Source organism: Accumulibacter sp., assembly GCF_023806565.1.
Taxonomy (GTDB): Bacteria; Pseudomonadota; Gammaproteobacteria; order Burkholderiales; family Rhodocyclaceae; genus Accumulibacter.
In genome coordinates, this window is the sequence record NZ_JAMTDV010000121.1 from 47,511 (window position 1) to 70,398 (window position 22,888).

At 61.9% G+C, this 22,888-nt stretch carries 28 protein-coding genes; 10 read left to right on the forward strand and 18 right to left on the reverse strand.

Annotated elements, in window-relative coordinates:
* Nucleotides 1-80: 80 nt before the first annotated feature.
* From gltA to NFV80_RS14245, 7 genes are all read right to left on the reverse strand, one after another.
* Nucleotides 81-1,376, reverse strand: a complete 1,296-nt coding sequence (gene gltA / locus NFV80_RS14215; RefSeq protein ID WP_295330630.1) for a citrate synthase — start codon at nt 1,374-1,376, stop codon at nt 81-83.
* Between the two features lie 70 nt (nt 1,377-1,446).
* Nucleotides 1,447-1,701 carry a succinate dehydrogenase assembly factor 2 gene (locus tag NFV80_RS14220; protein WP_295330633.1) on the reverse strand — a complete coding sequence of 85 codons (255 nt, stop codon included), beginning with the start codon at nt 1,699-1,701 and terminating at the stop codon, nt 1,447-1,449.
* On the reverse strand, nt 1,701-2,414 hold the full coding sequence (locus NFV80_RS14225; RefSeq protein WP_295330636.1) for a succinate dehydrogenase iron-sulfur subunit: 714 nt from the start codon (nt 2,412-2,414) through the stop codon (nt 1,701-1,703). Before NFV80_RS14225 ends, NFV80_RS14220 begins: the two co-directional genes overlap by 1 nt.
* Before the next feature lie 24 nt (nt 2,415-2,438).
* A complete protein-coding gene (sdhA, locus tag NFV80_RS14230; RefSeq protein WP_295330638.1) occupies nt 2,439-4,223 on the reverse strand; it encodes a succinate dehydrogenase flavoprotein subunit in 1,785 nt (594 codons plus the stop codon).
* Nucleotides 4,224-4,571, reverse strand: coding sequence for a succinate dehydrogenase, hydrophobic membrane anchor protein (gene sdhD, locus NFV80_RS14235; protein ID WP_295330641.1), 348 nt, complete (start codon nt 4,569-4,571; stop codon nt 4,224-4,226).
* Complete coding sequence (gene sdhC / locus NFV80_RS14240; RefSeq protein WP_295330643.1) at nt 4,565-4,957, reverse strand: succinate dehydrogenase, cytochrome b556 subunit; 393 nt, start codon at nt 4,955-4,957, stop codon at nt 4,565-4,567. Before sdhC ends, sdhD begins: the two co-directional genes overlap by 7 nt.
* A 119-nt stretch (nt 4,958-5,076) precedes the next feature.
* Entirely contained in the window at nt 5,077-5,814 is a 738-nt protein-coding gene (locus tag NFV80_RS14245; protein WP_295330645.1) for a GntR family transcriptional regulator, read from the reverse strand.
* A 210-nt stretch (nt 5,815-6,024) separates the two neighbouring features.
* Between NFV80_RS14245 and NFV80_RS14250 the strand changes: the two genes are divergently transcribed.
* The 3 genes from NFV80_RS14250 (at nt 6,025) to NFV80_RS14260 (ending at nt 8,540) form a co-directional block, all read left to right on the forward strand.
* On the forward strand, nt 6,025-7,011 hold the full coding sequence (locus NFV80_RS14250; protein ID WP_295330647.1) for a malate dehydrogenase: 987 nt from the start codon (nt 6,025-6,027) through the stop codon (nt 7,009-7,011).
* Between the two features lie 141 nt (nt 7,012-7,152).
* Nucleotides 7,153-8,145 carry an aldolase/citrate lyase family protein gene (locus NFV80_RS14255; RefSeq protein ID WP_295330650.1) on the forward strand — a complete coding sequence of 331 codons (993 nt, stop codon included), beginning with the start codon at nt 7,153-7,155 and terminating at the stop codon, nt 8,143-8,145.
* Nucleotides 8,142-8,540, forward strand: coding sequence for a nucleotide pyrophosphohydrolase (locus tag NFV80_RS14260; RefSeq protein ID WP_295330653.1), 399 nt, complete (start codon nt 8,142-8,144; stop codon nt 8,538-8,540). Before NFV80_RS14255 ends, NFV80_RS14260 begins: the two co-directional genes overlap by 4 nt.
* Here the strand turns inward: NFV80_RS14260 and rlmJ are convergent.
* Together rlmJ and NFV80_RS14270 are read right to left on the reverse strand one after the other, a co-directional pair.
* Complete coding sequence (gene rlmJ, locus NFV80_RS14265) at nt 8,528-9,373, reverse strand: 23S rRNA (adenine(2030)-N(6))-methyltransferase RlmJ (protein WP_295330656.1); 846 nt, start codon at nt 9,371-9,373, stop codon at nt 8,528-8,530. The genes NFV80_RS14260 and rlmJ overlap by 13 nt on opposite strands.
* A 52-nt stretch (nt 9,374-9,425) precedes the next feature.
* Nucleotides 9,426-10,670: a nitronate monooxygenase gene (locus NFV80_RS14270; RefSeq protein WP_295330659.1), complete on the reverse strand. Its 1,245-nt coding sequence runs from the start codon at nt 10,668-10,670 to the stop codon at nt 9,426-9,428.
* 320 nt (nt 10,671-10,990) lie between these two features.
* Here NFV80_RS14270 and folE point away from each other — a divergent pair, with 320 nt between their 5' ends.
* Nucleotides 10,991-11,635 carry a GTP cyclohydrolase I FolE gene (gene folE / locus NFV80_RS14275; protein WP_295330662.1) on the forward strand — a complete coding sequence of 215 codons (645 nt, stop codon included), beginning with the start codon at nt 10,991-10,993 and terminating at the stop codon, nt 11,633-11,635.
* Between the two features lie 11 nt (nt 11,636-11,646).
* On the opposite strand, the gene NFV80_RS14280 is transcribed toward folE, so the two are convergent.
* Nucleotides 11,647-12,585, reverse strand: a complete 939-nt coding sequence (locus NFV80_RS14280) for an AEC family transporter (protein ID WP_295330692.1) — start codon at nt 12,583-12,585, stop codon at nt 11,647-11,649.
* A gap of 13 nt (nt 12,586-12,598) precedes the next feature.
* Nucleotides 12,599-13,420, reverse strand: a complete 822-nt coding sequence (locus NFV80_RS14285) for a crotonase/enoyl-CoA hydratase family protein (protein WP_295330694.1) — start codon at nt 13,418-13,420, stop codon at nt 12,599-12,601.
* A gap of 144 nt (nt 13,421-13,564) precedes the next feature.
* Between NFV80_RS14285 and NFV80_RS14290 the strand changes: the two genes are divergently transcribed.
* Nucleotides 13,565-14,305: an RluA family pseudouridine synthase gene (locus tag NFV80_RS14290; RefSeq protein WP_295330665.1), complete on the forward strand. Its 741-nt coding sequence runs from the start codon at nt 13,565-13,567 to the stop codon at nt 14,303-14,305.
* Between the two features lie 112 nt (nt 14,306-14,417).
* Nucleotides 14,418-15,875: a tetratricopeptide repeat protein gene (locus NFV80_RS14295; RefSeq protein ID WP_295330667.1), complete on the forward strand. Its 1,458-nt coding sequence runs from the start codon at nt 14,418-14,420 to the stop codon at nt 15,873-15,875.
* A gap of 280 nt (nt 15,876-16,155) precedes the next feature.
* Here the strand turns inward: NFV80_RS14295 and NFV80_RS14300 are convergent, their stop codons facing one another.
* The 6 genes from NFV80_RS14300 to NFV80_RS14325 all read right to left on the reverse strand — a co-directional run bounded on the left by NFV80_RS14300 (nt 16,156) and on the right by NFV80_RS14325 (nt 20,116).
* Nucleotides 16,156-16,788, reverse strand: a complete 633-nt coding sequence (locus NFV80_RS14300; RefSeq protein WP_295330669.1) for an outer membrane beta-barrel protein — start codon at nt 16,786-16,788, stop codon at nt 16,156-16,158.
* 334 nt (nt 16,789-17,122) lie between these two features.
* Complete coding sequence (locus NFV80_RS14305; protein WP_295330671.1) at nt 17,123-17,485, reverse strand: hypothetical protein; 363 nt, start codon at nt 17,483-17,485, stop codon at nt 17,123-17,125.
* Nucleotides 17,486-17,756: 271 nt separating this feature from the next.
* Nucleotides 17,757-18,386 (reverse strand): LysE family translocator, encoded by a 630-nt coding sequence (locus NFV80_RS14310; protein ID WP_295330673.1) that lies wholly within the window; start codon nt 18,384-18,386, stop codon nt 17,757-17,759.
* Between the two features lie 127 nt (nt 18,387-18,513).
* Nucleotides 18,514-19,074, reverse strand: a complete 561-nt coding sequence (locus tag NFV80_RS14315; RefSeq protein ID WP_366143436.1) for a GFA family protein — start codon at nt 19,072-19,074, stop codon at nt 18,514-18,516.
* Entirely contained in the window at nt 19,053-19,460 is a 408-nt protein-coding gene (locus NFV80_RS14320) for a cupin domain-containing protein (RefSeq protein WP_295330677.1), read from the reverse strand. The genes NFV80_RS14315 and NFV80_RS14320 overlap by 22 nt, the downstream gene beginning before the upstream one ends.
* 107 nt (nt 19,461-19,567) lie before the next feature.
* Nucleotides 19,568-20,116, reverse strand: coding sequence for a cytochrome b (locus NFV80_RS14325; protein ID WP_295330680.1), 549 nt, complete (start codon nt 20,114-20,116; stop codon nt 19,568-19,570).
* 148 nt (nt 20,117-20,264) lie between these two features.
* Here NFV80_RS14325 and NFV80_RS14330 point away from each other — a divergent pair, with 148 nt between their 5' ends.
* The 4 genes from NFV80_RS14330 (at nt 20,265) to NFV80_RS14345 (ending at nt 21,991) form a co-directional block, all read left to right on the forward strand.
* The gene (locus tag NFV80_RS14330) at nt 20,265-20,429 is read left to right on the forward strand and encodes a hypothetical protein (protein WP_295330682.1); all 165 of its coding nucleotides are present in this window, start codon (nt 20,265-20,267) and stop codon (nt 20,427-20,429) included.
* Nucleotides 20,426-20,908, forward strand: a complete 483-nt coding sequence (locus tag NFV80_RS14335) for a VOC family protein (protein ID WP_295330684.1) — start codon at nt 20,426-20,428, stop codon at nt 20,906-20,908. The genes NFV80_RS14330 and NFV80_RS14335 overlap by 4 nt, the downstream gene beginning before the upstream one ends.
* A 1-nt stretch (nt 20,909) precedes the next feature.
* Complete coding sequence (locus NFV80_RS14340) at nt 20,910-21,374, forward strand: glutathione S-transferase N-terminal domain-containing protein (RefSeq protein WP_295330686.1); 465 nt, start codon at nt 20,910-20,912, stop codon at nt 21,372-21,374.
* 149 nt (nt 21,375-21,523) lie between these two features.
* Nucleotides 21,524-21,991: an SRPBCC domain-containing protein gene (locus NFV80_RS14345; protein WP_295330688.1), complete on the forward strand. Its 468-nt coding sequence runs from the start codon at nt 21,524-21,526 to the stop codon at nt 21,989-21,991.
* A 331-nt stretch (nt 21,992-22,322) separates the two neighbouring features.
* Here the strand turns inward: NFV80_RS14345 and NFV80_RS14350 are convergent, their stop codons facing one another.
* Nucleotides 22,323-22,817: a hypothetical protein gene (locus NFV80_RS14350; RefSeq protein WP_295330690.1), complete on the reverse strand. Its 495-nt coding sequence runs from the start codon at nt 22,815-22,817 to the stop codon at nt 22,323-22,325.
* Nucleotides 22,818-22,888: the final 71 nt, after the last annotated feature.

Genomic DNA, 22,888 nt, shown 5'->3' on the forward strand with positions numbered 1-22,888 from the left:
GAATTGAAAAGCCTGTGGCGGCGAGACCACAGCATGAAAAAAAGGGCGGCTACTGCCTGCCGCCCTTCGCTCCCACCGGCCTAGCGCTGGCCGACGGCAATCACATCGCGCCGGGCTGGGCCGATGTAGAGCTGGCGCGGACGGCCGATCTTGTACTCCGGATCGTTGATCATTTCTTCCCACTGCGTCATCCAGCCGACGGTGCGTGCCAGCGCGAAGATGCAGGTGAACATCGTGGTGGGGATGCCGAGCGCTTTTTGGACGATGCCCGAGTAGTAATCGACGTTGGGATAGAGTTTCTTCTCGATGAAGTAGTCGTCTTCGAGCGCGATCTTTTCCAACGCCATCGCCAGCTTGAACAGACGGTCGTTTTCCAAACCGAGTTCCTGGAGCACATCTGCACAAACCTTGCGCATCAGCTTGGCACGCGGATCGAAGTTCTTATACACGCGGTGGCCGAAGCCCATCAGCTTGAATTCGTCCGTCTTGTCCTTGGCACGCGCAATGTACTTGCCAACCCGCGACACGTCGTGTATCTCCTCGAGCATCTGCAGGCAGGCCTCGTTGGCGCCGCCGTGCGCGGGACCCCACAGACACGCGATACCGGCCGAAATGCAGGCATACGGATTGGCCCCCGAGGAACCGGAGAGACGGACCGTCGAAGTCGATGCGTTCTGTTCGTGATCGGCGTGCAACGTGAAAATCGTGTCGAGCGCGTGCACAAGCACCGGATTCGGCACGTATTCCTCGCACGGCGTGCCGAACATCATGTGCATGAAGTTGGCCGTGTAATCGAGGTCGTTACGCGGATACATGAACGGCTCGCCCATGTGGTACTTGTAGGCCATGGCGATGATCGTCGGAAGCTTGGCGACGATCCGGTTGAAACTGATGTTCTGGTGCTCCCGATCCAGGAAATTTTCCGCTTCGTGATAGAACGCCGACAAGGCACCGACGACACCGACCAACACGGCCATCGGGTGTGCGTCACGACGGAAACCTTGATAGAACCTCACGAGTTGCTCGTGCACCATCGTATGAAGCTTGATGTTCTTCTCGAAACCGCTTTTTTCGGATGCCGTCGGCAGTTCGCCATTCCATAACAGGTAGGCGACCTCGAGGAAGTTGCATTGCTCGGCGAGTTGCTCGATCGGATAGCCACGATACAGGAGCTCGCCCTTGTCGCCATCGATGAACGTGATCTTCGACCTGCAGCTTGCCGTCGACAGATAGCCGGAGTCATAGGTGAAATGTCCGGTCTTGCTCAGCAGGGCGCGAATGTCGATGCAATCATTGCCGTGGGTAGGCGTCATGATTGGGAATTCGACGGGCGCCCGCCCTTCGATGCTCAAGGTTGCCTTACGTTCCATCGTCATTGGTTATATCCCCGTTCAGGTGGTGAGATCACAGCTACGAACAGGAAGCTGTCAGATTATGGCAGCTTCCTTACTTAACTCTTACGTTGCGCAGCAAGGCAACGACTTCGGCCTGTATCGGATCCGTGCACTCGCGGCTGCCATTGATCAGCGGCCAGAGTTCGAGATCCTCGAGATCCGCGAGCATGACAAAAGCATCCGCCTGGGCAGGGCTCAGACTCGGGAAGACTCGATCGAGAAACTCCCCGAGCAAGAGATCCATCTCCAGCATTGCGCGACGTGTGCAGCGCCAGCGCAGGCGATTGAGTTTCTCCCGGTCCTCCATCAGATTGCGCGACGAACCATCATCTCCTTGATCTTGCCGATCGCACGCGTCGGGTTGAGCCCTTTCGGACAGACATCGACACAGTTCATGATCGTGTGGCAGCGGAAAAGACGATAAGGATCTTCGAGATCATCCAGGCGCTCGTTGGTCGCCTGGTCGCGAGTATCGGCAATGAAACGGTAGGCGTTGAGCAGACCGGCCGGGCCGACGAACTTGTCGGGGTTCCACCAGAACGATGGGCAGGAGGTCGAGCAGCAGGCACAAAGGATGCACTCGTAGAGGCCATTGAGCTCCTCACGCTCCTCGGGGGATTGCAGGCGCTCGCGCTCGGGACGTGGTCCCTCATTGATCAGGTAAGGCTTGATCGAGTGGTACTGCTTGAAGAACTGGGTCATGTCGACGATCAGATCGCGAATCACCGGCAGACCGGGCAGCGGCCGCAGAACGACCGGCTGCTTGAGATCCTTGATTTCGGTAAGACAGGCCAGGCCGTTCTTGCCGTTGATGTTCATCGCATCGGACCCGCAGATCCCCTCACGACACGAGCGACGATACGAAAGCGTGTCGTCCTTCGCCTTCAGCCGGGTGAGGATGTCCAGGAGCTTCCGGTCGATCGAGTAATCGACTTCGACCGACATGTCCTGCATGTAGGGAGCGGCGTCCTTGTCCGGATCGTAGCGGTAGATCTTGAACTGCATGGTACTTGTGGCCATAATCATTGACTCCTTGGCGCTCGATCAGTAGGAACGCGTTTTCAGCGCGATGGATTCGACGGAAAGCGGCTTCATGATCACCGGCTTGTAGCTGAGGCGATTTCCGTCACGGTGCCACAAAGTGTGCTTGTGCCAATTGACGTCGTCGCGGCCGTTCGGATTGGCGGGCGTGTCCGGAGCATCGTCGCGTACGTGGGCACCGCGCGACTCCTTGCGTGCTTCCGCCGAAACCATCGTCGCCTTGGCAACTTCGATCAGGTTGTCCAGTTCCAGCGCTTCCACGCGCGCCGTGTTCCAGACCTGCGACTTGTCCTTGATCTCGGTTCTGGCCACCGCCTTTTCGATGTCGAGAATTTTCGCGACCCCTTCGGCCAACATGTCCTTGAAGCGGAAAACGCCGCAGTGCTTCTGCATCGTGCGCTGCAGTTCGAGGCGGGTTTCGCTGACGTTGCTTCCCCCGGTCTGCGTATTCAGCCGGTGCAAACGCGCCAGCGTGCGATCCGCGTATCCGGACGGCAGCTCCTTGAGGCCAATGGCTCCGGACTTCAGATCGTCGATCACCGAGTCGCCGGAAGACTTTCCGAACACCAGCAGATCAAGCAGCGAATTGGTACCCAGGCGGTTGGCACCATGCACCGACGCGCAGGCGACCTCGCCGGCGGCATAGAAGCCGCTGACCGGAGTGCCGTCGTCGCCGACCACCTGCCCCTTGTAATTGGTCGGAACGCCACCCATCTGATAGTGGCAGGTGGGCACCACCGGAATCGGCGCCTTGATCGGATCGATGCCGGCGAACTGAATCGAGATTTCGCGAATCCCGGGCAGACGCTTCATGATCGTCGCCGGATCGAGGTGAGTGATGTCGAGCAGCACGAAATCCTTGTTGGGCCCGCAGCCGCGGCCCTCGTTGATCTCGGTGACCATGGCCCGCGAGACGACGTCGCGCGAAGCGAGGTCCTTGGCGTTCGGCGCGTAGCGTTCCATGAAGCGCTCGTTGCTCGCATTGCGCAGAATGCCGCCTTCGCCACGAACTCCCTCGGTGATCAGCACACCGGCACCGGCGACACCGGTCGGGTGGAATTGCCAGAACTCCATGTCTTCGAGCGCGATGCCGGCCCGCGCCGCCATGCCCAAACCGTCACCGGTGTTGATGAAGGCATTGGTCGACGAGTAGAAGATGCGGCCGGCGCCGCCGGTCGCAAACACGGTGGCCTTGGCGTGAAAGGCGACGACCTCGCCCGTCTCCATTTCAAGCGCGATCACCCCGAGCACCTGGCCGGAATCGTCGCGAATCAGATCGAGTGCCATCCATTCGACGAAGAATTGCGTATTGGCGCGCACGTTGCGTTGATAGAGCGCGTGCAACATCGCGTGGCCGGTGCGGTCGGCAGCGGCACAGGCGCGGCGTACCGGCTTCTCGCCGAAATTGGACATGTGTCCGCCGAAGGGACGCTGGTAGATCTTGCCTTCGTCGGTACGGTCGAAAGGCATGCCGAAGTGCTCGAGTTCGACCACCACCTCGGGAGCCATGCGACACATGTATTCGATCGCATCCTGGTCACCGAGCCAGTCCGACCCCTTGACCGTGTCATACATGTGCCAGTGCCAGTGATCTTCCTCGGAGTTGCCGAGCGAGGCGGAAACACCGCCCTGTGCCGCCACGGTATGCGAACGCGTCGGGAAAACCTTCGACAGCACGGCCGTCTTCAGGCCGGCTTCGGAAAGCTGGATCGCCGCCCGCAAACCGGAACCACCGGCGCCGACGATGACCGCATCGAACTTACGTACTGGAATGGTTAGCTTGCTCACTTACATTCTCCACAGAATCTGAACCGCCCAGCCGGCATACCCGACGAGCACCGCAGCCGTCGCAATCATCAGCAGCAAACGCAGGCCATCCGGCTTCACGTAATCCATCCAGATGTCGCGGACACCGATCCAGGCATGGTAGAAGACACTGACGAAGAACAGGAATGTTGCGAATTTCATGAAGCCGTTGGCGAAGATGCCGCGCCAGGCTTCGAACGAGTCCGGCCCGACGGCAGCGACCACGATCAGGAAGACGATGGTATATACCGCCATGACGACCGCCGTGGCACGCTGGATGATCCAGTCCTTGAGGCCGTAATGCGCCCCGACAAGAATACGATTTACCATAGCACTCTAGCTCCGATGATCAGGGTCAGTACGATGCTGACCGCAAAAACGATCTTGCTCGACAGGCGTGCCGCATCGAGTTCGACTCCCTTGTGCAGGTCGAGCAGCAGATAGCGGATGCCGGCGCAGAAGTGGTGCATGTAGAACCACAGCAAGCCGAGGAGTACGATCTTCGCCAGGGGATGAGCGACCACGCTCCTGATGCTGGCGAACGTTTCCGGAGAGACCAGACTACCCTGGAAGAGCCATAGCAGGAACGGCAGCAACAGGAAGATCCCTGCCCCGCTGACCCGGTGAAGGATCGAAAGAATACCCGGAAGCGGCAACCGGATAGTGGGTAAATCCAAATTCTTTGGACGCTTTTTCTTGATTGCCATCTCTGCCATGAACGTCATCCCTCATGTGTTATGCGGCCGAGTGCACACCACCCGGCCCCCTCGATACCACCCTCGATTATAAACCATCGAGGCGTGCCTGACTTGCCCGATCGCCCGTCTCCGGGAACTCACCCCAGTTCATTGTGATAATGATGATTGCGTGTCGAATAGAATCCCCGGCGCCATTCGACGGGTTTCTGACCATAGGTGAAAGTCACCCGCTCGACCAGCAGAAGCGGGCTGCCTTCTGCCACCTGCAGCCATTCGGCGCTGATCCGTTCGGCGGAAACGGCGCGCAGCCGCTCATCGGCACGGATCATGCGCACGCCATAACGCGTCTCGAACAGGCTGTACAGCGACTCCCCCGCCCGCAACACGTCGAGCGACAGGTCGGGAAAGAGTTCGCCGGGGAGATAGATTTCGTCGAAGACCACCGGCTCTTCGCCGAACTTCAGCAGGCGGCGAAGAATCGTGATCGGCGCTCCCGTGTCCAGAGCGAGGATGCGCGCGACGTCGGCGCCGGCCTTGGCCCGCCAGCATTCGAGCGGAATGCTCTGGGAAACCTGCAATTCCCCCTGGTTGGGCACCAGCCGGAGAAAGCGATAAAAGGAACCCGGATCCTTGTGCGTGGCGACGAAAGTCCCCTTGCCCTGCTGACGCACCAGGAGGTTTTCGGCAGCCATTTCGTCAATCGCCTTGCGCACCGTCCCCTGACTCACACCAAAGCGCGCCGCGAGTTCGGACTCGCTCGGGATGTGGTCGCCAGGACCCCACTCCCCCGACTCCAGGTGGCGCAGGATCAATTCCTTGATCTGCCGATACAGCGGGCTGAAGGTAGGAGACGGCAATGACGACGAGCGGCTCATGGACGGTCATTTCAGCATAGTTCGGCGCTCGCGTCCATCCTGTTCTGCCTTTTTCATATCTTATATAAAACATAAGATATGTTTGACACCTCGTGGGCTTAGCTCTTATGATCTTTCCGATTTGCCACCCCCGGCGGTTTGCTGCTCGCGGGGCAACGCCGATCGCATTCTGCCCACTTCTCGCTCATCACTAAGAACAGGAGCCGCATCATGTCCAAAGCCCCCATGCGCGTCGCGGTCACCGGCGCTGCCGGTCAAATTGGTTACAGCCTGCTTTTCCGGATCGCTTCCGGCGAAATGCTCGGCAAGGATCAACCGGTCATCCTCCAACTGCTCGACCTGCCGCAAGCCCAGAAAGCGTGTCAGGGCGTGATGATGGAACTGGAAGACTGCGCCTTTCCACTGCTTGCCGGCATGTTCGCGACCGACAATCCGAACGTCGCATTCAAGGACGCCGACGTCTGCCTGCTGGTCGGCGCACGCCCGCGCGGTCCCGGCATGGAGCGCGCCGACCTGCTGACCGCCAATGGCGCCATCTTCACCGTCCAGGGCAAGGCCATCGCCGAGAATGCCAAGGAGGACGTGCGCGTTCTCGTCGTTGGCAACCCCTGCAATACCAACGCGCTGATCGCCGGCGCTGCCGCACGCAAGGTCGGCCGCACCAATCCGGCCAACTACCACGGCATGCTGCGTCTCGACCACAACCGCGCGCTCTCGCAGCTCGCCGCCAAGACGGGCCGAGCCGTGACCAGCTTCAAGCAGCTTGCCGTTTGGGGCAACCATTCGCCGACGATGTATGCCGACTACCGCAACTGCACGTCCGATGGCGACAACGTCAAGGCACTGATCAATGACCCGGTGTGGAACAACGATGTGTTTCTGCCGACGGTCGGCAAGCGCGGGGCAGCGATCATCGATGCTCGCGGTCTATCTTCTGCCGCATCGGCGGCCAATGCCGCGATCGACCACATGCGCGACTGGGTTCTTGGCTCCGATGAATGGGTCACCATGGGTGTCCCCTCCGACGGCTCGTACGGCATTCCGGCCGGCATCGTTTTCGGCTTTCCGTGCGAATGCAAGGGTGGTTCGTTCAAGATCATCCAGGGAATCGAAATCGACGATTACTCACGCGACAAGCTGAACAAGACGCTCAAGGAACTGACCGACGAAGCCGAGGCCGTCCAGGGCATGCTCTGATCAATCGATCGCCCGGCCTCCGGGCCGGTGGAGGCCGCGGCAGGTCCGCGGCTTTTTTTCGCCTCTCTTTCTTCGTCGAACGTCGCTCCTTGCATCGCGGTAGAATGACTGCCCTGTCAATCCAGGAGGCATTGGACCCGCATGCGCCACCCGAACCAGGTTCTCTTCGCCGGCGAGAAGCCGTTTCTCATGATGCCCGCCGTCGACCACTACGCGGGCTCGGAAAAGCTGATGGGCAAGGCCCTCGATCTGCAGAACGAGCTCGGGCCGATATTCGACCTGACCTGTGATTGTGAAGATGGTGCAGCCATCGGCGCCGAGCGGGAGCACGCCGCAATGGTCGCTGCGCTGATTATGAGTGACGCCAACCGGCATGGACGCGTCGGCGTACGCATTCACGACATCGGCAACGCCCACTGGCGCGAGGATATCGAGATCATCGTGCCGCGCGCCGGCCAGCGCCTCGCGTTCCTCACTCTCCCGAAGGTCGCCAGCAGTGAGGATGTGCTCACGCAGCTTCGCGAACTGCGGCGCGTTTCTGCTGTCTCCGAGCTGGAGCGCCGGATTCCCGTGCATGTCCTGATCGAAACCCACGGTGCCCTGCGTGACGTCTGGGAAATCGCCGCGATTCCCGAAGTCGAATCGCTCGATTTCGGTCTGATGGATTTTGTCAGCGGTCACCACGGAGCAATTCCCGGTTCGGCGATGAAGAGCCCGGGGCAATTCGAGCATCCGCTGATCGTCCGCGCCAAGTGCGAAATCTCGGCGGCGGCGCTGGCCAACGGTGTCGTACCCTCGCACAACGTCACCACCGAACTCAGGAACCTCGACATCATCCGCGACAATGCTCGCCGCGCACGCAACGAGTTCGGCTATCTGCGCATGTGGAGCATTCACCCCAACCAGATCGTGCCCATCTTCGAAGCGATGCGTCCGGACTTCTCGGAAGTCGAAAGCGCCGCAGCCATCCTGCTCGCTGCTCAGGACAACGACTGGGGACCGATCCAGTACCAAGGGCAGTTGCACGACCGTGCCTCCTACCGCTACTACTGGGAGTTGCTCGCACGCGCCCGGGCAACCGGCATGTGCGTGCCCGGAGTCGCAGCGCGACGGTTCTTCACCGGATCCCGATGAGTCTGTCGGCGCTGAGCGCCCGCGTCATCGCGTTTCGCGACGAACGAAACTGGGCTCAGTTTCACAGCCTGCGCAATCTGATCGTGTCACTGAATCTGGAAGCCAGCGAGTTGCTCGAACTGACGCAATGGAAGAGCGATGCCGAAATTGCCGGGCTTTCCGCGGACCCGACGATATTCGAGGCATTGCGCGACGAATGTGCCGATGTCCTGATTTACCTCCTGCTGATCGCCGACAACGCCGGCATCGATCTCGAAGCGGCAGCGCATGCGAAGCTCGTCAAGAACGCCAGCAAGTATCCTGTCGAACGCAGTTACGGATCGAGCCGAAAATATTCGCAGTTCGACGAGCGGACGCAGACCTGTCCGTCCCCCGAGGGCGTTCAGGATTCCTGACCGTCGAGCGTAAAACCGGCGCCGGCGTCCTGCCCCAGCAGCTCGACGACACGGGGCATCACCTCCTGCAGCGTGGTCTGCAAGGTCCACGGCGGATTGACGACAAACAGGCCACTGCCGTGCATCCCGAAACCATCGCTGGCCGGCGTCCGGACACGCAAGGTGACGTGCAGCCAGGGCCCGCTCGGCAGCCGCTGCAGGCGCTGCGGCAAAGCCTGCGCCTCGCGCCTGGTGAGCTGTGGATACCACAGCAGATAGACACCACCCGGGAAACGCGACAGGCATTCCCGGAGCGAATGGACCACCCGATCGTAATCGCCCTTTTCTTCGTAAGCCGGGTCGATCAACACCAGCGCCCGCCTCGGCGGTGGCGGCAGCAAGGCCCTGAGGGCAGCAAAGCCGTCGGCCTCCTCGACGATTACCCGTTTGCCGGAATCTCTGAAATTCGCTCGCAGGCGCAAGACCTCGCGGCTGTGCCTTTCGTATAGGCGCAAACGGTCCTGCGCACGCATCGTCGATAGCGCCAAACGAGGAGAGCCGGGGTAGACGTGCAAACGACCATCGGCATTGGCGCCACGTACCAGGTTCACATAGTCAGCGAGAGCGGGCGGCAGATCCGCGCGGCCCCACAGTCGCCCGATACCGTCCCGATACTCGGCGAGCTTGCCTGCCTGCGCCGAATCCAGCGCATAGCTGCCGGCACCGGCATGCGTGTCGATGTACCAGAAAGCCTTATCCTTCTGGCCGAGGTAGCGGGTGAGCTGCACGAGCACGACATGCTTGAAGACGTCGGCATGATTACCGGCATGAAAGGCGTGACGATAGCTCAGCATCGATCAATTCCATCCGGCCGTGACCGTTGCCGCACGGCCCCCGGCCAGCGCACTACTCCGGCACGTTGATCTTGCCGTCGGTGCTGAATTGATAATCATGGAAGATGTGCTCGGCAGTCAGCAAACGATAGCTGCCGTCCGGCAGGCGGCGCGAGGTCTCCTTGAGACGGTACGCATAGTGACCACAGGTCCAGCAATCGAAATTGCGCATTTGCGTACACAAGCAGGTCTTGTCGATCACGGAGATCTTCTTTACGCCGGGATGTGCTGCCACCTCGCGGTTGTAGGCGCTGATATACGAACAATTGCCTGTGCTGTCGAGCAGATAACCATAGGCTTCGCAGTTGGGCCGAATCCCGTCACCGATCGCGGGACTATTGCTCAGCATGCGCATCGGATAACCGGTCGGCGAGATCTGGTTGACTTCGATGGAGTCTTCGCGAGCGTCGAAGTAGCGCTGCTTGACGTCCTCGGGCAAGCCGCACTCCTTGGAGACGGTGAAGCGCGTCGCCACCTGCACAGCCGCCGCACCCTGCTCGAGAAACGACACGGCGTCGCTGCCGGTGAAGATCCCGCCCGCCGGAATCAGCGGAATGGACAATTGCTCGGCCTGCAGAAAGCGATGGATCTCGGCGAAGATGGTTGCCAGATCGTACTCCGCCCAATCCATTCCGAATCCGAGGTGCCCGCCCGCCAACGGTCCCTCGACCACCACATAGTCGGGCAACCGGTTGCAGCGGGCGGTCTTGCGCAGAAACAACTGCAGTGCGCGCAACGACGAAACGATGATTCCCAGCTTGGCGTCGCGAAAACGCGGGTGGTCCTCGATCAGCGCGAACGAACCGAGATGCAGGCCGGCGGCCAGCGTGATGCCGTCGATGCCCGCATCGAGCGCCGCCGCCATGCGCACGCGCAGGGTCTCGCGTGGCGCATTCATGGTCAGTTTCTCCATGCAGTTGACGAAGATCAGGCCATCGCCACGCTTCGCCTCCATGGTCCGGCCAATGTGCATCTGCGTCGCCTCGGCGAGCTGCCCGAGGTCGAAACGAACCATCGACTTGTCCGTATTGGCAACGTTGAACTTGTACTGTCTGAGCTTGTCCTTGACGAACTTGGCGTTGAAGCGGCGATCGGCAACCGTGTTGACCATGGCGTCGGAAATGTGTCCGACGCCGCCCAGGCGGGCCGCTTCCAGTGCCAGTTCGGCGGTCGATATATCGACTCCCATACCGCCAATCACGATCGGCACCAATTCCTTGTTGCCCAACCGGAAACGGAAATCATCAACGCTCTTCATCCAGGCCCTTCCCAATGGTCACGACCATCCCATTCATTCCAGGTCATGAAAATCATGCCCGATTCCGGCCCCGCCAACGCCACATCCGACCGCGCCAAACGGCTGCTCGGCGAATCTCCGGAACGACTTTCACGGCAACCGAAGCAGCGCCTGCGGCTCGCCAACCGGCAATCACGGCGCATCGCAAGCCTTGCATTATCGCTCATCAACAGCCGGCATGGCCCGGAAATCGTCGCCATGCAGCAATACGCTGCATCGCTGCCACACCCGCAGCACGCGTATCATGCGCCAGACCGTCGCCACGCAATTGGAGAACCGTCATGCCAGAATGTAATCACGACGAGTGCCTGCCCGAGCACGCCAGCGAAATCGGCATCACGCGTCGCAACGCTTTCGACCCGGTCGCGTTCGAGCGGGCGGTCGGCGACCTCCTCGCCGCCTGCGGCGTTGCCCCCGATGTCGCGCACATGGGGCGAACGCCGCAGCGCGTCCGCGAACTCTGGCAGCGCCGCCTGCTCGGCGGCTACGATCTCGATCCGGCGACTGCGCTTGGCGACGGTTTCGCCGATCGGCGCAGCGATCTGGTGGTGGTCCGCGGAATTGCCGTGCATGGCGTATGCCCACATCACCTCGTGCCATTCCGTGGCGTGGCGCACGTCGCGTACCTGCCCGGCGGACGCCTGCACGGCTTCGGCAGAATCGCCCGCCTGGTCGATGCGATCGGTCACCGTTTCACCTATCAGGAATGGATGACGCGCGACATCGCCGATGCCCTGATGGTGCACGGCAAGGCGCGCGGGTCTGCCTGCGTGGTCGAAGCCGAGCAGCTATGCCTGCTGCTCGGTGAAGACCGACGCGGTGATGAACGCGTGATCACGCAATCTTTCCGAGGTGAATTCGAGCGCTGCGAACAACTGCGCAACGAGTTCCTGCGTGCAATCGCCGGTGCTCGGCACAGTGGCTGAAGCGGGCTGATTCATGCGCCGCTGAGCGTCAGCGCCAGCGGCGTGGTCAGCGCCGCAAGTGCCGTGGTCAGCACCAGGCTGCTCGCCACCGGCCCTTCCAGCGTCTTGAACTGTCGTGACATCAGATACACATTGGCGCCGACGGCGAGTGACGCAAGCAGCACGACGACCCGCGTTTCCATCGCCGGCAGGCCGATCAGACGTGCCAGCAGCCAGACCACCAGTGGCTGCACGATCAGCTTCACGACGCTGATCGCCACGCTGATCCGCCAGCCATCGCGCACGCCGTGTTCGGCAAGCCCCATGCCGAGCGCGAGCAATGCCATCGGAGCCGCAGCCTGACCGACCATTCCCAGTGGCAGCTCGACGAAAACCGGCAACGGCAGTCCGCCTAGACCGAACAGTGTTCCGGAGAGAATGCCGGCGACGATCGGATTGGTCAGGACACCGCGCGCCGTATGGGCAAAGCCTCGCACCGAGAAACTCCCGTGCTGCGTCCACTCGATCGACACCGTGAGCAGGGTCCACAGGATCAGCGCATTGAACACCAGCACCAGCGCCACCGATGGCACCGCTGCGTCGCCCAGCGCCACCTTGGCCAGCGGCAGGCCAAGCAGCACGTTGTTCGAAAAGATGCCACCGAGCGCGAAGACCGACTGCCCTACCCCGTCGAGGGCAAAGAGCTGCCAGGCAAGCAGACGGCCGATCACGAACACGATCAGGCAGCCGCCGAAAAAGGCGAGCAGCAAGCGCGTATCCACCGCCGGCAGGTGCGAGAGGTCGCTCATCATGCGAAACAGCATTGCCGGCAAGGCCACGGAAAAAACGAAGCGCGAAAGGTTCTCCGACATCGCCGACGGCCAGCCGCAAACGCGCATCAGCAGGTAGCCGACCAATACGAGAACGAACAGCGGCGCCGCCAGCTCGACGTGCTGCAGGAAAGTGCCGATCACCGGCCGCGCGTCAGTCGACGAATCGTGGCGGACGACGTTCGCGCAGCGCTGCCGCCGTTTCCTCGAGATCGTTCGAGAGCAGCATCGCCGCGTTCCAGGTGGCGACGTAATTGAGCCCGTCGGCAACCGAATGGTCACGCCCGTAGTTCAGCATTTCCTTGGTTCCGCGAATCGCCAGGGGCGATTTGGCGGCAATCTCCCGAGCGATCCGGAGAACGCCTGCGTGCAGCAGTTCCGGCGTGTCGAACGTCTGGTTGACCAGACCGATCTGCTGCGCCTCCCGGGCATCGACGCTGCGTCCCGTATAGGCGAGTTCGCGGGCGATGCCATCGGGAATCAGCTTTGGCAGGCGCTGCAGCGTCCCTACGTCGGCCGTCATGCCGACGTCGATTTCACGCACCGAAAACTGCACGCCGGCAGCTGCGTAGCGCATGTCGCAGCAGCTCACCAGATCGATCGCACCGCCGATGCAGGCCCCGTGAATTGCCGCCAGCACCGGCTTGCGGCAGCGTTCGACCGAGGTCAGGCAATCCTGCAGGTCGAGGATGACGCGCCGCAAGGTCTCTCGACTGCGCGCCGGATCGGCATGCGCGACGACCTGCCCGACACCCGCGAGCATCGCGAGATCGATTCCGGCACAGAAGTTCCGTCCGGCACCGCTCAGGATGACTGCGCGCACTTCGCGGGCGGTATCCGCCCAGACAAAGGCTGCCCGCAACTCCTGCCACATCGCCTCGTTGATGGCGTTAGATCGCTCCGGGCGATTGAGGCGGACCTCGGCAACCGAGCCGTCCAGCTCGATGGCGATCGTCGTCAATTGGGGAATGACCATGCTCAAGTCGTCCTCCTCGAAAAATCCCTTACCGTCGGCGCCTGTTCCGGCGCAGCGTTTGCCGGCAGTGTAATGGATTTGCCGGCGGCTGCGCCGGCACCGCGAACGCGCGACAATTGAATCTTTGTCAGCGCTCGCCCCTGCATGCACCCGACCAGCCCGTCCCATGGCCACACGCTCGCTTACGCTCCGCCACCTGACGACGGCATCGAGGTCGTGTACCTGGACGCCGCCCTGTTGCTGGTGAACAAACCGGCGGGGTTGCTTTCGGTACCCGGTCGCGGCGACGATAAGCAGGACTGCCTGATCCGCCGCGTCCAGGCCCACCTTCCCGAGGCGCTGATCGTCCATCGCCTGGACATGCACACCTCGGGCTTGCTGCTGCTGGCGCGAAACGAGGAGATGCAGCGGCGCTTGAGCACGGCGTTTGCCGAGCGACAGGTCGAGAAGCGCTACCTGGCCGTCGTCGAAGGATTGCCGGCCAGCACCAGTGGCGAGATCGACCTGCCCCTCGGCGCGGACTGGCCGAGGCGCCCCCGGCAGAAGGTCGACCGGCACGCGGGCAAGGCGTCACTGACCCGCTACCGGCTGCTGGGTCACGACCCCGCCGACAATACTTCCCTTCTGGCACTGTGGCCGGAAACCGGCCGCACGCACCAGTTGCGCGTACACCTGCAGGCAATCGGCCACCCGATCGTCGGCGACTGGCTCTATGGCGGCGCGGCCATGGCTGCCGGGCGCCTGTTGCTGCACGCCGAGCAACTGTCTTTTGTACATCCGGCGAACGGGCGCGCGCTGCGCGTCTGTTGCCCGGCCCCGTTCGCCTTCGCCGCTCTCGACCGAGCCGACGACAGCCCGTCGTCGGGCTATACTGCGAGCCGGTGAAGAATGCCGGCCGGCTGTGCCATGTGCGCCGTCAAGGGGGCGAAGGAACGACACCGCAGGCCGGCCCGCGCAGCCGGATCATACCCAAGCTCCGACTCGTCGAGGCCATTCCATGCTGCAACACCCTTCGCATCCGCTGATCAGACTCGGTCTGGAACACCACCGCTACGGCCGCTTCGCACTGGCCGAACAGATCTACACGACGATTCTCGCCTCCGCACCAGATCATGCGGAAGCGCTGTATTACCTCGGAGTCCTCGCACAACAGACCGACGACCACCGCAAGGCCTGCGAATGGTTGCGCCGGGCATGTGCCGCCGCACCGGACAGTCCGCTGGTCCATTTCCAGCTCGCTCTCTCGCTTGCCCAAACGAATGCCATCGTGGACGCGATTGCCAGCTACCGCCGCGCCTTGTCCCTCAATCCTGCCTACGTGGAAGCGCATTGCAACCTCGGCAACCTCCTCAAGCACAGCGGTGACATCGAGGGTTCCATCGATTGCTACCGGCGTGCGCTCCAACTGGCGCCGACGCTGCCCCAGATTCACTACAATCTCGGCATCCTTTTTCAGGAACAGTTGCAACCGGAGGAAGCCGCCCAGTACTTCGGCAACGTGATCCGTATCCGGGCCGACCATGCTGCCGCCCACAATGCGCTCGGCGCCGCGCTGAGCGAGTTGGGCCGGGTGGACGAGGCGATCGAGTGCTACCGCAAGGCGCAGGCACTCGAACCGAATTCTCCCGATGCGTGGTTCAACATGCATGCGCTCCTGCTGGATCGGAGCGATCTTTCCGCGGCCATTGGCTGCCTCCAAAAGGCAACCGAAATCGCGCCGGCAAACGCCGGCTACCGCTTCTTCCTGGGCCTGCTTCACGACTATGAAGGCCGACCGGAAATGGCGCACCCGCACTTCGACGCATGCCGCAGCGACGAACGGGCGAAGGCCGATCTCGAAGCCTGGAACTATCTGAAAACGCCATCCGGTTGCAAGCTTCCGGCATTGCTCGGCTACCCGCTGCAAGCCATTCGCCTGTCCCTGATCTGTGCGCGAGTGGATGGCCTGGTTCTCGAATTCGGAGTGTTCCATGGCAAGTCGATTCGCCAGATCGCTTCTCTGGTGGGCGGCATCGTGCACGGATTCGACAGCTTTCAGGGACTGCCGGAAGACTGGAATTCCGAAACTGCCGCCAGCTATTCGACGCGCGGAGTCCTTCCCGACGTCCCGGAAAACGTCCGCCTGCACGTCGGCTGGTTCGAGGAATCCATCCCGCGCTTCCTCCGGGAAGAGAGCGGCCCGGTGCGATTCATCAACATCGATTGCGATCTCTATCGATCGACGAAGACCGTCCTCGAAGGTCTGGCAGGACGGATCGTCCCGGGAACGGTGATCGTCTTCGACGAATACATTGGCCATCCGTCCTGGCGCGACGACGAATGCAAGGCTTTCAGCGAAGCCGCCGTACAGTTCGGCTGGAGCTACGAAATCGTCTGCTTCAGTTTCGTCACCAAGCAGGTAGCCGTGCGAATCCTGCATCCCGATGCAGCCCACCCGGCCAGCGACGTCCGCTGAACGAAGACCGGGTCGAACTGCCGAAGGCGCTCCCGGCAGGACAGGAAGGAAATTGTCGTCGAGAACCGACTGAGCGCGGCAGCGGTTGTGCAGTTGCCATGGGCCGAGGCAGGTAATCGAGCAAGAAGATGGGCATGCCTCAACGCCCCTTCCGTGGCAGACGTCCAGCGATTGTCGCGATTTTCTGGGTTCAAGCTACGCGTCACAAGCGTCCGCATTGGGAGTCAGGCCGGCATGATTTCAGGAGCTCTGACGCCGGCCCCGTCCCGCATCTTCCGAATCAGAAACCGATCGTCACGCCGGCAGTGAGAACCTGCACGTCGGACTGGCCAGTGCTGTTCTGGTCACCCACCTTGAAGTAATACTCATACTCGGCACGCAGTGCGACATTCCTGCTCACATAAAACTGCGCACCAACACCCAATTTGGGCACCCACTTACGAGCACTGTCGCTTGCCGAGGCTGCAACTCCAGCCCCCGAGGCTGAGGCATTGGCTTCGGTATCGGTAAATGCGACACCGGCCTTGCCAAAAACCGAGAACGCTTCGGTGACCGGTGCAATTCCCACGGCATCGAGAAAGATCGCGTAACTTTTCACATCACCACTGGCAGAGATGGGGCCACCCGCAATCGTGCCACTGGCACTGGCCTTGTACTTGCCGAAATTCGCGTATCCGCCCTCGACTTCGAAGTTCTTGTTGATCTGGTATCCGGCGAAAATCTTGTAACTGGTGTCGGTGTTGTCCTTGCTGCTGGAGACGTTGGTTGCTCCAGCGTTCACAAGAGCATCGCTGGCTCCGTTATCGATACTCACCTTCCCCTGACCGACACCGGCCCCCACATAGAATCCGGACTGCTGGGCAGCTGCCACACCCGACGCGAACAGCAAGCTGAATGCAAGTGCCTTTTTCATTTCAGTCTCTCCAGAAAATCCAGAGAAATCGTATCGCGGATAGGCAGGACGGATCCAGTAAGCAACAAAGCAGGCATGGCTTTCAGACACGTGCGGTTGCGGAGATACAACGCGAATCCCTGCCTCGATCGCTTCGCAAAGCCGATGGGAATGGACTTCGGCATACCCAGGAGATTGCTGACGAGACGGTTTGAAAGGAGGTGCTTTCGCTTCTTGGCGTGCCTGGCCCCTCGCCACCAGAGGAGGACCACAGGACACTCAGCGCCGTGCCGTTTCAGGCTTCGAGAGGCCTTGGCGTGGTCGGGTTGCGCAGACAGCGAGCTGCCGCCACTCCTCACCCACGGCCCGAATTGTCGGGAATCGGCAGGCACTCCATCACCTCGATCGATTCGCCCGGGAAAATCGTATAGTGCGGGTGGCCGACGAAAAACCCGGCCGCCTCCTCGTGCGAGTCGGCGCGGACGACCGTGTATGCGGTCATCGCGTTGCGCACGTCGGAGATCCCCGAATGCCCCACAGCCTTGGTCTTGCCGAGGGGAGTGCCCAGCTCGACGATGCGGTCCTTGTTGCGATCCACCCAATCGTGCCACGCCTGAACGCCCGATGCCTGCCGTTCGCTTCTCAGCTGTTCCGGCATTTCATTCCATTTGGCCATCGCAGCAGCACTGCAGAGGTAGATGGCGAGATAGTTTTTCATGAAAGGCTCCTTTTCGTAAATTGCAACGCGTCCATATCGCCGGGCAGACTCCCTGCTGGCAGCTCACGCAGGCGCGCCCTGGGCGTTCTGCGGGACGCCCGTCCATGCAAACGGCCATCATTTGGCGAGGGCAGCAGCGCGAGTGCCGGTTCTCGACTGCCATTTGACCATCCGAAGTGCCACCGGTGCGGCCCATGCAGGGATCCTCGCGAAACCGGCTTGCCCGAGTGCCGCGGAAACCGGTGCCGATTCGGCGAGCCAGCCGCGTTCGTCAGCCCTGTTTGGTGAGGGCAAGTCGCACCCCGAGAAGGACGAAGAGTGCACCAACGCTGCGATTCAACCAGTTGGTCGTCCGCCGGCTCAGGCGCAGCGAGCGAAAGCGTGCGCTGCCGTACGCCAGAACGAGGCACCAGAGCGTAGTGGTGAAATTGAAAATGGCTCCGAGGAACACAAACGCCAGCATCTTGTCGGGGCTCGACGGTTCGATGAACTGTGGCAGAAACGCCAGAAAGAACAGTGCCACTTTGGGATTCAATACATTGGTCAGCAAGCCCTGCAAGAAGACGCTTCGCAACGGTGCGACGGAAACGCTGCCCGACGACGGCGCCAGCGAGCCGCGGACAAGGGCGAGCGAGAATCCGATGTAAATCAGATACGCCGCGCCTACGAGCTTGATCAGCGTGAATAGGGTCCCCGAGGCGGTCAGCAGGACAGAAAGCCCAAGCGCCGCAGCAAGAACGTGGACGCAACAACCAAGGACGATGCCCAGCGCGGCAACGACGCCGGCACGAGCACCCTGGCCAATGCTGCGACTTGCAATGTAGAGTGAATCGGCACCCGGGGTAAGGTTGAGCAGCACACCCGAGACGAGGAAAAGGGCAAGATCGTGAGTACCGAACATGACGAGTCCAACTCCAGGGTGACCGGCAAAACGATACAGGCGTCGCGTACCCGGTGATTTTCCGCAACCCAACACTATGGGCCGAACGAATCTCCTGCTGCTCGGCGTCGTCCATTCGACCGCTGTCTCAGGCCGGCGCAGCGCCCTGTGCCGGCTGGGGCGGCAAAGGCTGCTGCTCGACGCGTTCCAGGGCGGAATCGAGACACGCCCAGGCCGGCGCGCTGCCAGCCCAAATGTTCATCGTCGGCCGCACGGACGAGGGATCGTCCAGACTCCCTGCACGTACAACGGTCAGATGTGGTCGCCCGGAGGAATTGCCAAATAGGTGCGAGCCGCATCTTGGACAGAAGCGGCGCCGAATCCGATTGCCGCTGTCGGCAGTGCTCGTGTATTCACTCAACTCGCCGGAAATATCGAGCGCCAAACTCGGCACCAGCAGATTCACCGTTCCATTGGCCGCGATGTGCTGGCAGTCTCGGCACCAGCAGACGCGAGTGGCCACTGGCTCGGCCGAGAGTCGGTAGCGCACGGCACCGCAAAGGCAACGTCCATTTCGTTCGCTCATGGCAGATTCCCCCGCAAAAAGCGGATTGTCGCCGAAAGCGCGTCCTCGCGCACCATAGGGGTGCGGAGCACGCCAGCGATCGATCCGCGGACACGCCCTCTTCAGGCGTCTCGTGGTGGACATTCATACGGCTCCACCCTGTCCTGTTCGGCCGGGTCATTGCGCGCCACCACGGCACGCGCCACCTCGGTGGCGCTCAGGTTCACCGCCTCGTGCGGAACTCCGGGAGGAACGAACAGGAACTCGCCGGCATTGCTCACCACCTCGTTCTCCAGGCGCTCGCCCCAACGGGTGAGCACCTTCCCCTCAAGCACGTAGATCCCGGTTTCGTATCCGATATGGACGTGTGGGGCCGCTCTTGCGCCCGGCGGAATCACGACCAGGTGCATCGAGAGTCCTTCGGCGCCGACGGTTTCGCCGGAAATTCCTGTGAAATACGGCAGGCGCTGAAGCGTGATCACCTCTGCGCCCGGCGTCAGCGCCTGCACCGCACGATGCTTTCCATTCATGAAGTTTCGCTCTCCCGACACCGACACCACCACTGCTCACTGCGCTTGTCCGTAGGACTGGCGCCACCATGGCGCGCAACCGGACGGATGCTGTTGCACGACGAGCCCTACCTGCGCCCGGGCAGCATGATTGTCAGCGTATTGTCGCGAAGGACATGGTGGTGGTAGAGAGCCGCTGCGGTGTGGATGCCGATCATCCAGTAACCGATCGTACCGGCCAATTCGTGCCATTCCTTTATCTGCTTCGCCAGGTCGGGATTCTTGCCAACCAGCGGCGGCAATTCCAGGCCGAAAAGAGGTACCGGCTTTCCGGCGGCGCTCAGAATCAACCAGCCCGCCAGAGGCGCGCCGATCATCAAGCCATAAAGCGCCAAGTACATCAGCTTGGCGACCTTCTCCTGCCAAGCCGGCGGTGGCGGGTTCACGCGGGGCGTTGGCGCGATGGCGCGGGCCAGCAGGCGCAGCCAGACCAGGGCAAACACGCTCAGGCCGAGCATGAAATGCCATTGCTTGAGCAGTTCGCGCGTTTCGCTCCCTTTGGGAAAGAAGCCCTTGAGTTCAATGCAGGCGTAAACGCCAACCATCAGGATCAGCATCAGCCAGTGCAAAGCGATCGAAAGGCTGCCCCAGCGAGCCGCGGTGTTTTTCCAGGTCATTTCTACCCCCCTGTCTGTGAATCGATGCATATAGTATAAGCCTCCTGGTCACACGCCAACGGCAATGCAGGCAGAGTCGGGGGACAAGGCCCGCGCGCTCAAGGGCCAACTCGCCAGCCGCCCTGTCGTCCGCGGGGAACGTTTCACCATGGCCGACGTCTACGCGGGCAGCCAGGTCGGCTTGGGGCTGGTCCTCGGTTCGATCGCGCCCGGGCCCGAGTTCGCCGCCTACGCCGAGCGGTTCCCGACCCGTTCTACCTGCATGGCGGCTCAGGACATCGACAAGGACCTGATCGAGGATATGCGCAAATGACCATTCCGAAGAACACGCTGTGCCTGTGGTACGACGGCAGTGCCGAAGAGGCCGCGCGTTTCTACCAGGCAACCTTCCCCGACAGCGCCGTGCGAGCAATCCACAAGGCCCCCGGCGACTTCCCTGGCGGCAAGGCAGGCGATGTGCTGACCGTGGACTTTACCGTCGTCGGCATTCCCTGCATCGGCCTCAACGGCGGCCCCGTGTTCAAGCACAGCGAGGCCGTCTCCTTCCAGATCGCCACCGACAACCAACAAGAAACCGATCGCTACTGGAATGCCATCGTCGGCAACGGTGGCCAGGAATCGGCGTGCGGCTGGTGCAAGGACAAGTGGGGCCTCTCCTGGCAGATCACTCCGCGGGTGCTGACCGAGGGCATGACGCATCCCGACGCCACGGTCCGCGGGCGCGTGTTCGCGGCCATGATGACCATGTGCAAGATCGACCACGCCGCAATCGAAGCGGCGATACGGGGCTGAGATGCTCGCCCTCTGCGGCCACCCCTTCTCCGCCTACACCCGGAAGGCGCCGATCGGGCTGCATGCGCTGGCTCTGTATTGCGACTTCCGGGTACTTGACGCCGAGCACCCGGAGCACGGCATGTTCGTTGCCACGCAGGCCGGGCCGCAAGGACAGTTCCCGGTGCTGGTCGATGGCGCGAGGGTGGCGTTCGAGGCCACCTGCGTTGTCGAATATCTCGATCTCCATTACCCCGGACCTGCCGCGCTGATTCCGCGCGATCCCGGCGCGGCGCGGAAAGTGCGGATGCTTGACCGGGGGTTCGACCTTGCGGTGATGAACGTGATGCCGGGTGCAGTCGCCGAGTACCTGTTCAAGTCGGAACCCCGGTCTGAATGGTATTCTCCGAACCGATCCCAACGTGATCCTGACGCACGAGAAGTGGCAGAGATTCACCGAACGGCCGATTCCCGATTTCCGGTTTGAGCGAGGTATTGCTGACGATCACCTGCGCGGACCACCCCGCTGTCCACCGGCCGGTCGCGCCACTTGGGCGGGCGCGGGTTCCACTTTCACGATCTCGACGGCGATGTCCTCGAAACGATCACCAAACCCTATGGAGCGAAGGACGAAGCATGAGCGATATTCACGAACTGAGCGTTACTCGCCTGATCCATGCCTCGCCCGAGCGGGTGTGGGACGTGATGACCAACCGCATTCCCGAATGGTGGTGCCCCAAGCCGTGGCGAGCCAAGGTGATCGAACTCGACAGGCGCCCTGGCGGCAAGTGTCGAATCGACATGTTCGGCCCCAATGGCGAGGAATCGAACAATCCCGGCTTTATCCTCGCCTGGGACGAGGGCAAGCGATTCGCCTTTACCGACGCGATCCAGGGCGACCTGGAACCTGCCGGTCCGTTCATGATCGGCATCTTCGAGATCGCACCCGAGGGCGACGGCACCCGCTACACCGGAAGCGCCCGACACTGGTCTGCTGTGTCACGCGACCAGCACAAGGCAATGGGCTTCGAGCAGGGTTGGTCGGCAGTCGCCGAGCAACTCGCGGAAATCTGCGAGGGCGGGGACCAGCGCGCGCAGCGTTGACTGTGCCCTTCTCGGCGTCGACCAGTTCGATGCGGCAGCCCTCCGAATCGGTGACGAGTGATCCGCAAGCACACGGTCGACTGCCGGGACTCGCCCGTGCTGACGCCGCAGTCACTCGAGGGAACGCCGCGGCGGTGCCGGAGTCTTCGCGCTCGGTTTCGATCATGGGTGTGCCTATCCTGCAATCAACGCAGGCGCGCCACTTCGCCAATCTTCCGGCCGTAGCACCGTCTTTCTGATCGGAGCGACATGCAGGGTTGCCGGCTCACCACCTATCACGTTTTGACTGCACCGAAGAACCTTGGCAGCGGCATCGCGCAATCAGCGCGTCTCAGGAGAAGGCGCAGGCCGCGTTTGAACCAGGAGAGGGCGCAGCGGTAGGCCTTGCGCACGCTCCAATGGTTGGGATCAGTCTGTTCGCGGGCTTTTTTTCAGTGGCGGTAGGATGGCAGCGGGCGTCTTCCTGCCCGGCCCGGACACACCAGTGCATCGCCAGTGCCATGATCAGGATCAGGCAATCGACACGCTTGGGCGCTTCGAGCTTGGTATCCTCCAGGCGGAAGCCACGACTCTTGAAGTCCGAGAACATCGGTTCGATGGCCCAACGCGCACCGTAGTCCCGAACCGCAGCCCGGTTGGGCGGGCAATCCATTGCGATGATCCAGGGTTCGGGATGGCCGCGCTCCTGCAAGACGCCAATTGCGATCGGAACGCCTGCCTCGAACAGACGCACGTTCGCCTCGTAGCGCTCTCGCACGCCAGCGGCCAGGTCGCCCGTGGTGGCCACGCCGGCAGCACCGACATCAACCAGAAGATTGCCCTTCAAGCGTAGTCGATACTGCCTGAACCGGTACCCCTTGAGTGGACGCCAAGAGGCGAGGAGCGTTATCCACGGCC

Coding starts and splice junctions, on each gene's coding strand:
- gltA (WP_295330630.1), bottom strand. CDS start 1,376: ATGACGATGGAACGTAAGGCAACCTTGAGCATCGAAGGGCGGGCGCCC.
- NFV80_RS14220 (WP_295330633.1), bottom strand. CDS start 1,701: ATGGAGGACCGGGAGAAACTCAATCGCCTGCGCTGGCGCTGCACACGT.
- NFV80_RS14225 (WP_295330636.1), bottom strand. CDS start 2,414: ATGGCCACAAGTACCATGCAGTTCAAGATCTACCGCTACGATCCGGAC.
- sdhD (WP_295330641.1), bottom strand. CDS start 4,571: ATGGTAAATCGTATTCTTGTCGGGGCGCATTACGGCCTCAAGGACTGG.
- sdhC (WP_295330643.1), bottom strand. CDS start 4,957: ATGGCAGAGATGGCAATCAAGAAAAAGCGTCCAAAGAATTTGGATTTA.
- NFV80_RS14245 (WP_295330645.1), bottom strand. CDS start 5,814: ATGAGCCGCTCGTCGTCATTGCCGTCTCCTACCTTCAGCCCGCTGTAT.
- NFV80_RS14250 (WP_295330647.1), top strand. CDS start 6,025: ATGTCCAAAGCCCCCATGCGCGTCGCGGTCACCGGCGCTGCCGGTCAA.
- NFV80_RS14255 (WP_295330650.1), top strand. CDS start 7,153: ATGCGCCACCCGAACCAGGTTCTCTTCGCCGGCGAGAAGCCGTTTCTC.
- NFV80_RS14260 (WP_295330653.1), top strand. CDS start 8,142: ATGAGTCTGTCGGCGCTGAGCGCCCGCGTCATCGCGTTTCGCGACGAA.
- rlmJ (WP_295330656.1), bottom strand. CDS start 9,373: ATGCTGAGCTATCGTCACGCCTTTCATGCCGGTAATCATGCCGACGTC.
- NFV80_RS14270 (WP_295330659.1), bottom strand. CDS start 10,670: ATGAAGAGCGTTGATGATTTCCGTTTCCGGTTGGGCAACAAGGAATTG.
- folE (WP_295330662.1), top strand. CDS start 10,991: ATGCCAGAATGTAATCACGACGAGTGCCTGCCCGAGCACGCCAGCGAA.
- NFV80_RS14285 (WP_295330694.1), bottom strand. CDS start 13,420: ATGGTCATTCCCCAATTGACGACGATCGCCATCGAGCTGGACGGCTCG.
- NFV80_RS14290 (WP_295330665.1), top strand. CDS start 13,565: ATGCACCCGACCAGCCCGTCCCATGGCCACACGCTCGCTTACGCTCCG.
- NFV80_RS14295 (WP_295330667.1), top strand. CDS start 14,418: ATGCTGCAACACCCTTCGCATCCGCTGATCAGACTCGGTCTGGAACAC.
- NFV80_RS14300 (WP_295330669.1), bottom strand. CDS start 16,788: ATGAAAAAGGCACTTGCATTCAGCTTGCTGTTCGCGTCGGGTGTGGCA.
- NFV80_RS14305 (WP_295330671.1), bottom strand. CDS start 17,485: ATGAAAAACTATCTCGCCATCTACCTCTGCAGTGCTGCTGCGATGGCC.
- NFV80_RS14310 (WP_295330673.1), bottom strand. CDS start 18,386: ATGTTCGGTACTCACGATCTTGCCCTTTTCCTCGTCTCGGGTGTGCTG.
- NFV80_RS14315 (WP_366143436.1), bottom strand. CDS start 19,074: ATGTCCACCACGAGACGCCTGAAGAGGGCGTGTCCGCGGATCGATCGC.
- NFV80_RS14320 (WP_295330677.1), bottom strand. CDS start 19,460: ATGAATGGAAAGCATCGTGCGGTGCAGGCGCTGACGCCGGGCGCAGAG.
- NFV80_RS14325 (WP_295330680.1), bottom strand. CDS start 20,116: ATGACCTGGAAAAACACCGCGGCTCGCTGGGGCAGCCTTTCGATCGCT.
- NFV80_RS14330 (WP_295330682.1), top strand. CDS start 20,265: ATGGCCGACGTCTACGCGGGCAGCCAGGTCGGCTTGGGGCTGGTCCTC.
- NFV80_RS14335 (WP_295330684.1), top strand. CDS start 20,426: ATGACCATTCCGAAGAACACGCTGTGCCTGTGGTACGACGGCAGTGCC.
- NFV80_RS14340 (WP_295330686.1), top strand. CDS start 20,910: ATGCTCGCCCTCTGCGGCCACCCCTTCTCCGCCTACACCCGGAAGGCG.
- NFV80_RS14345 (WP_295330688.1), top strand. CDS start 21,524: ATGAGCGATATTCACGAACTGAGCGTTACTCGCCTGATCCATGCCTCG.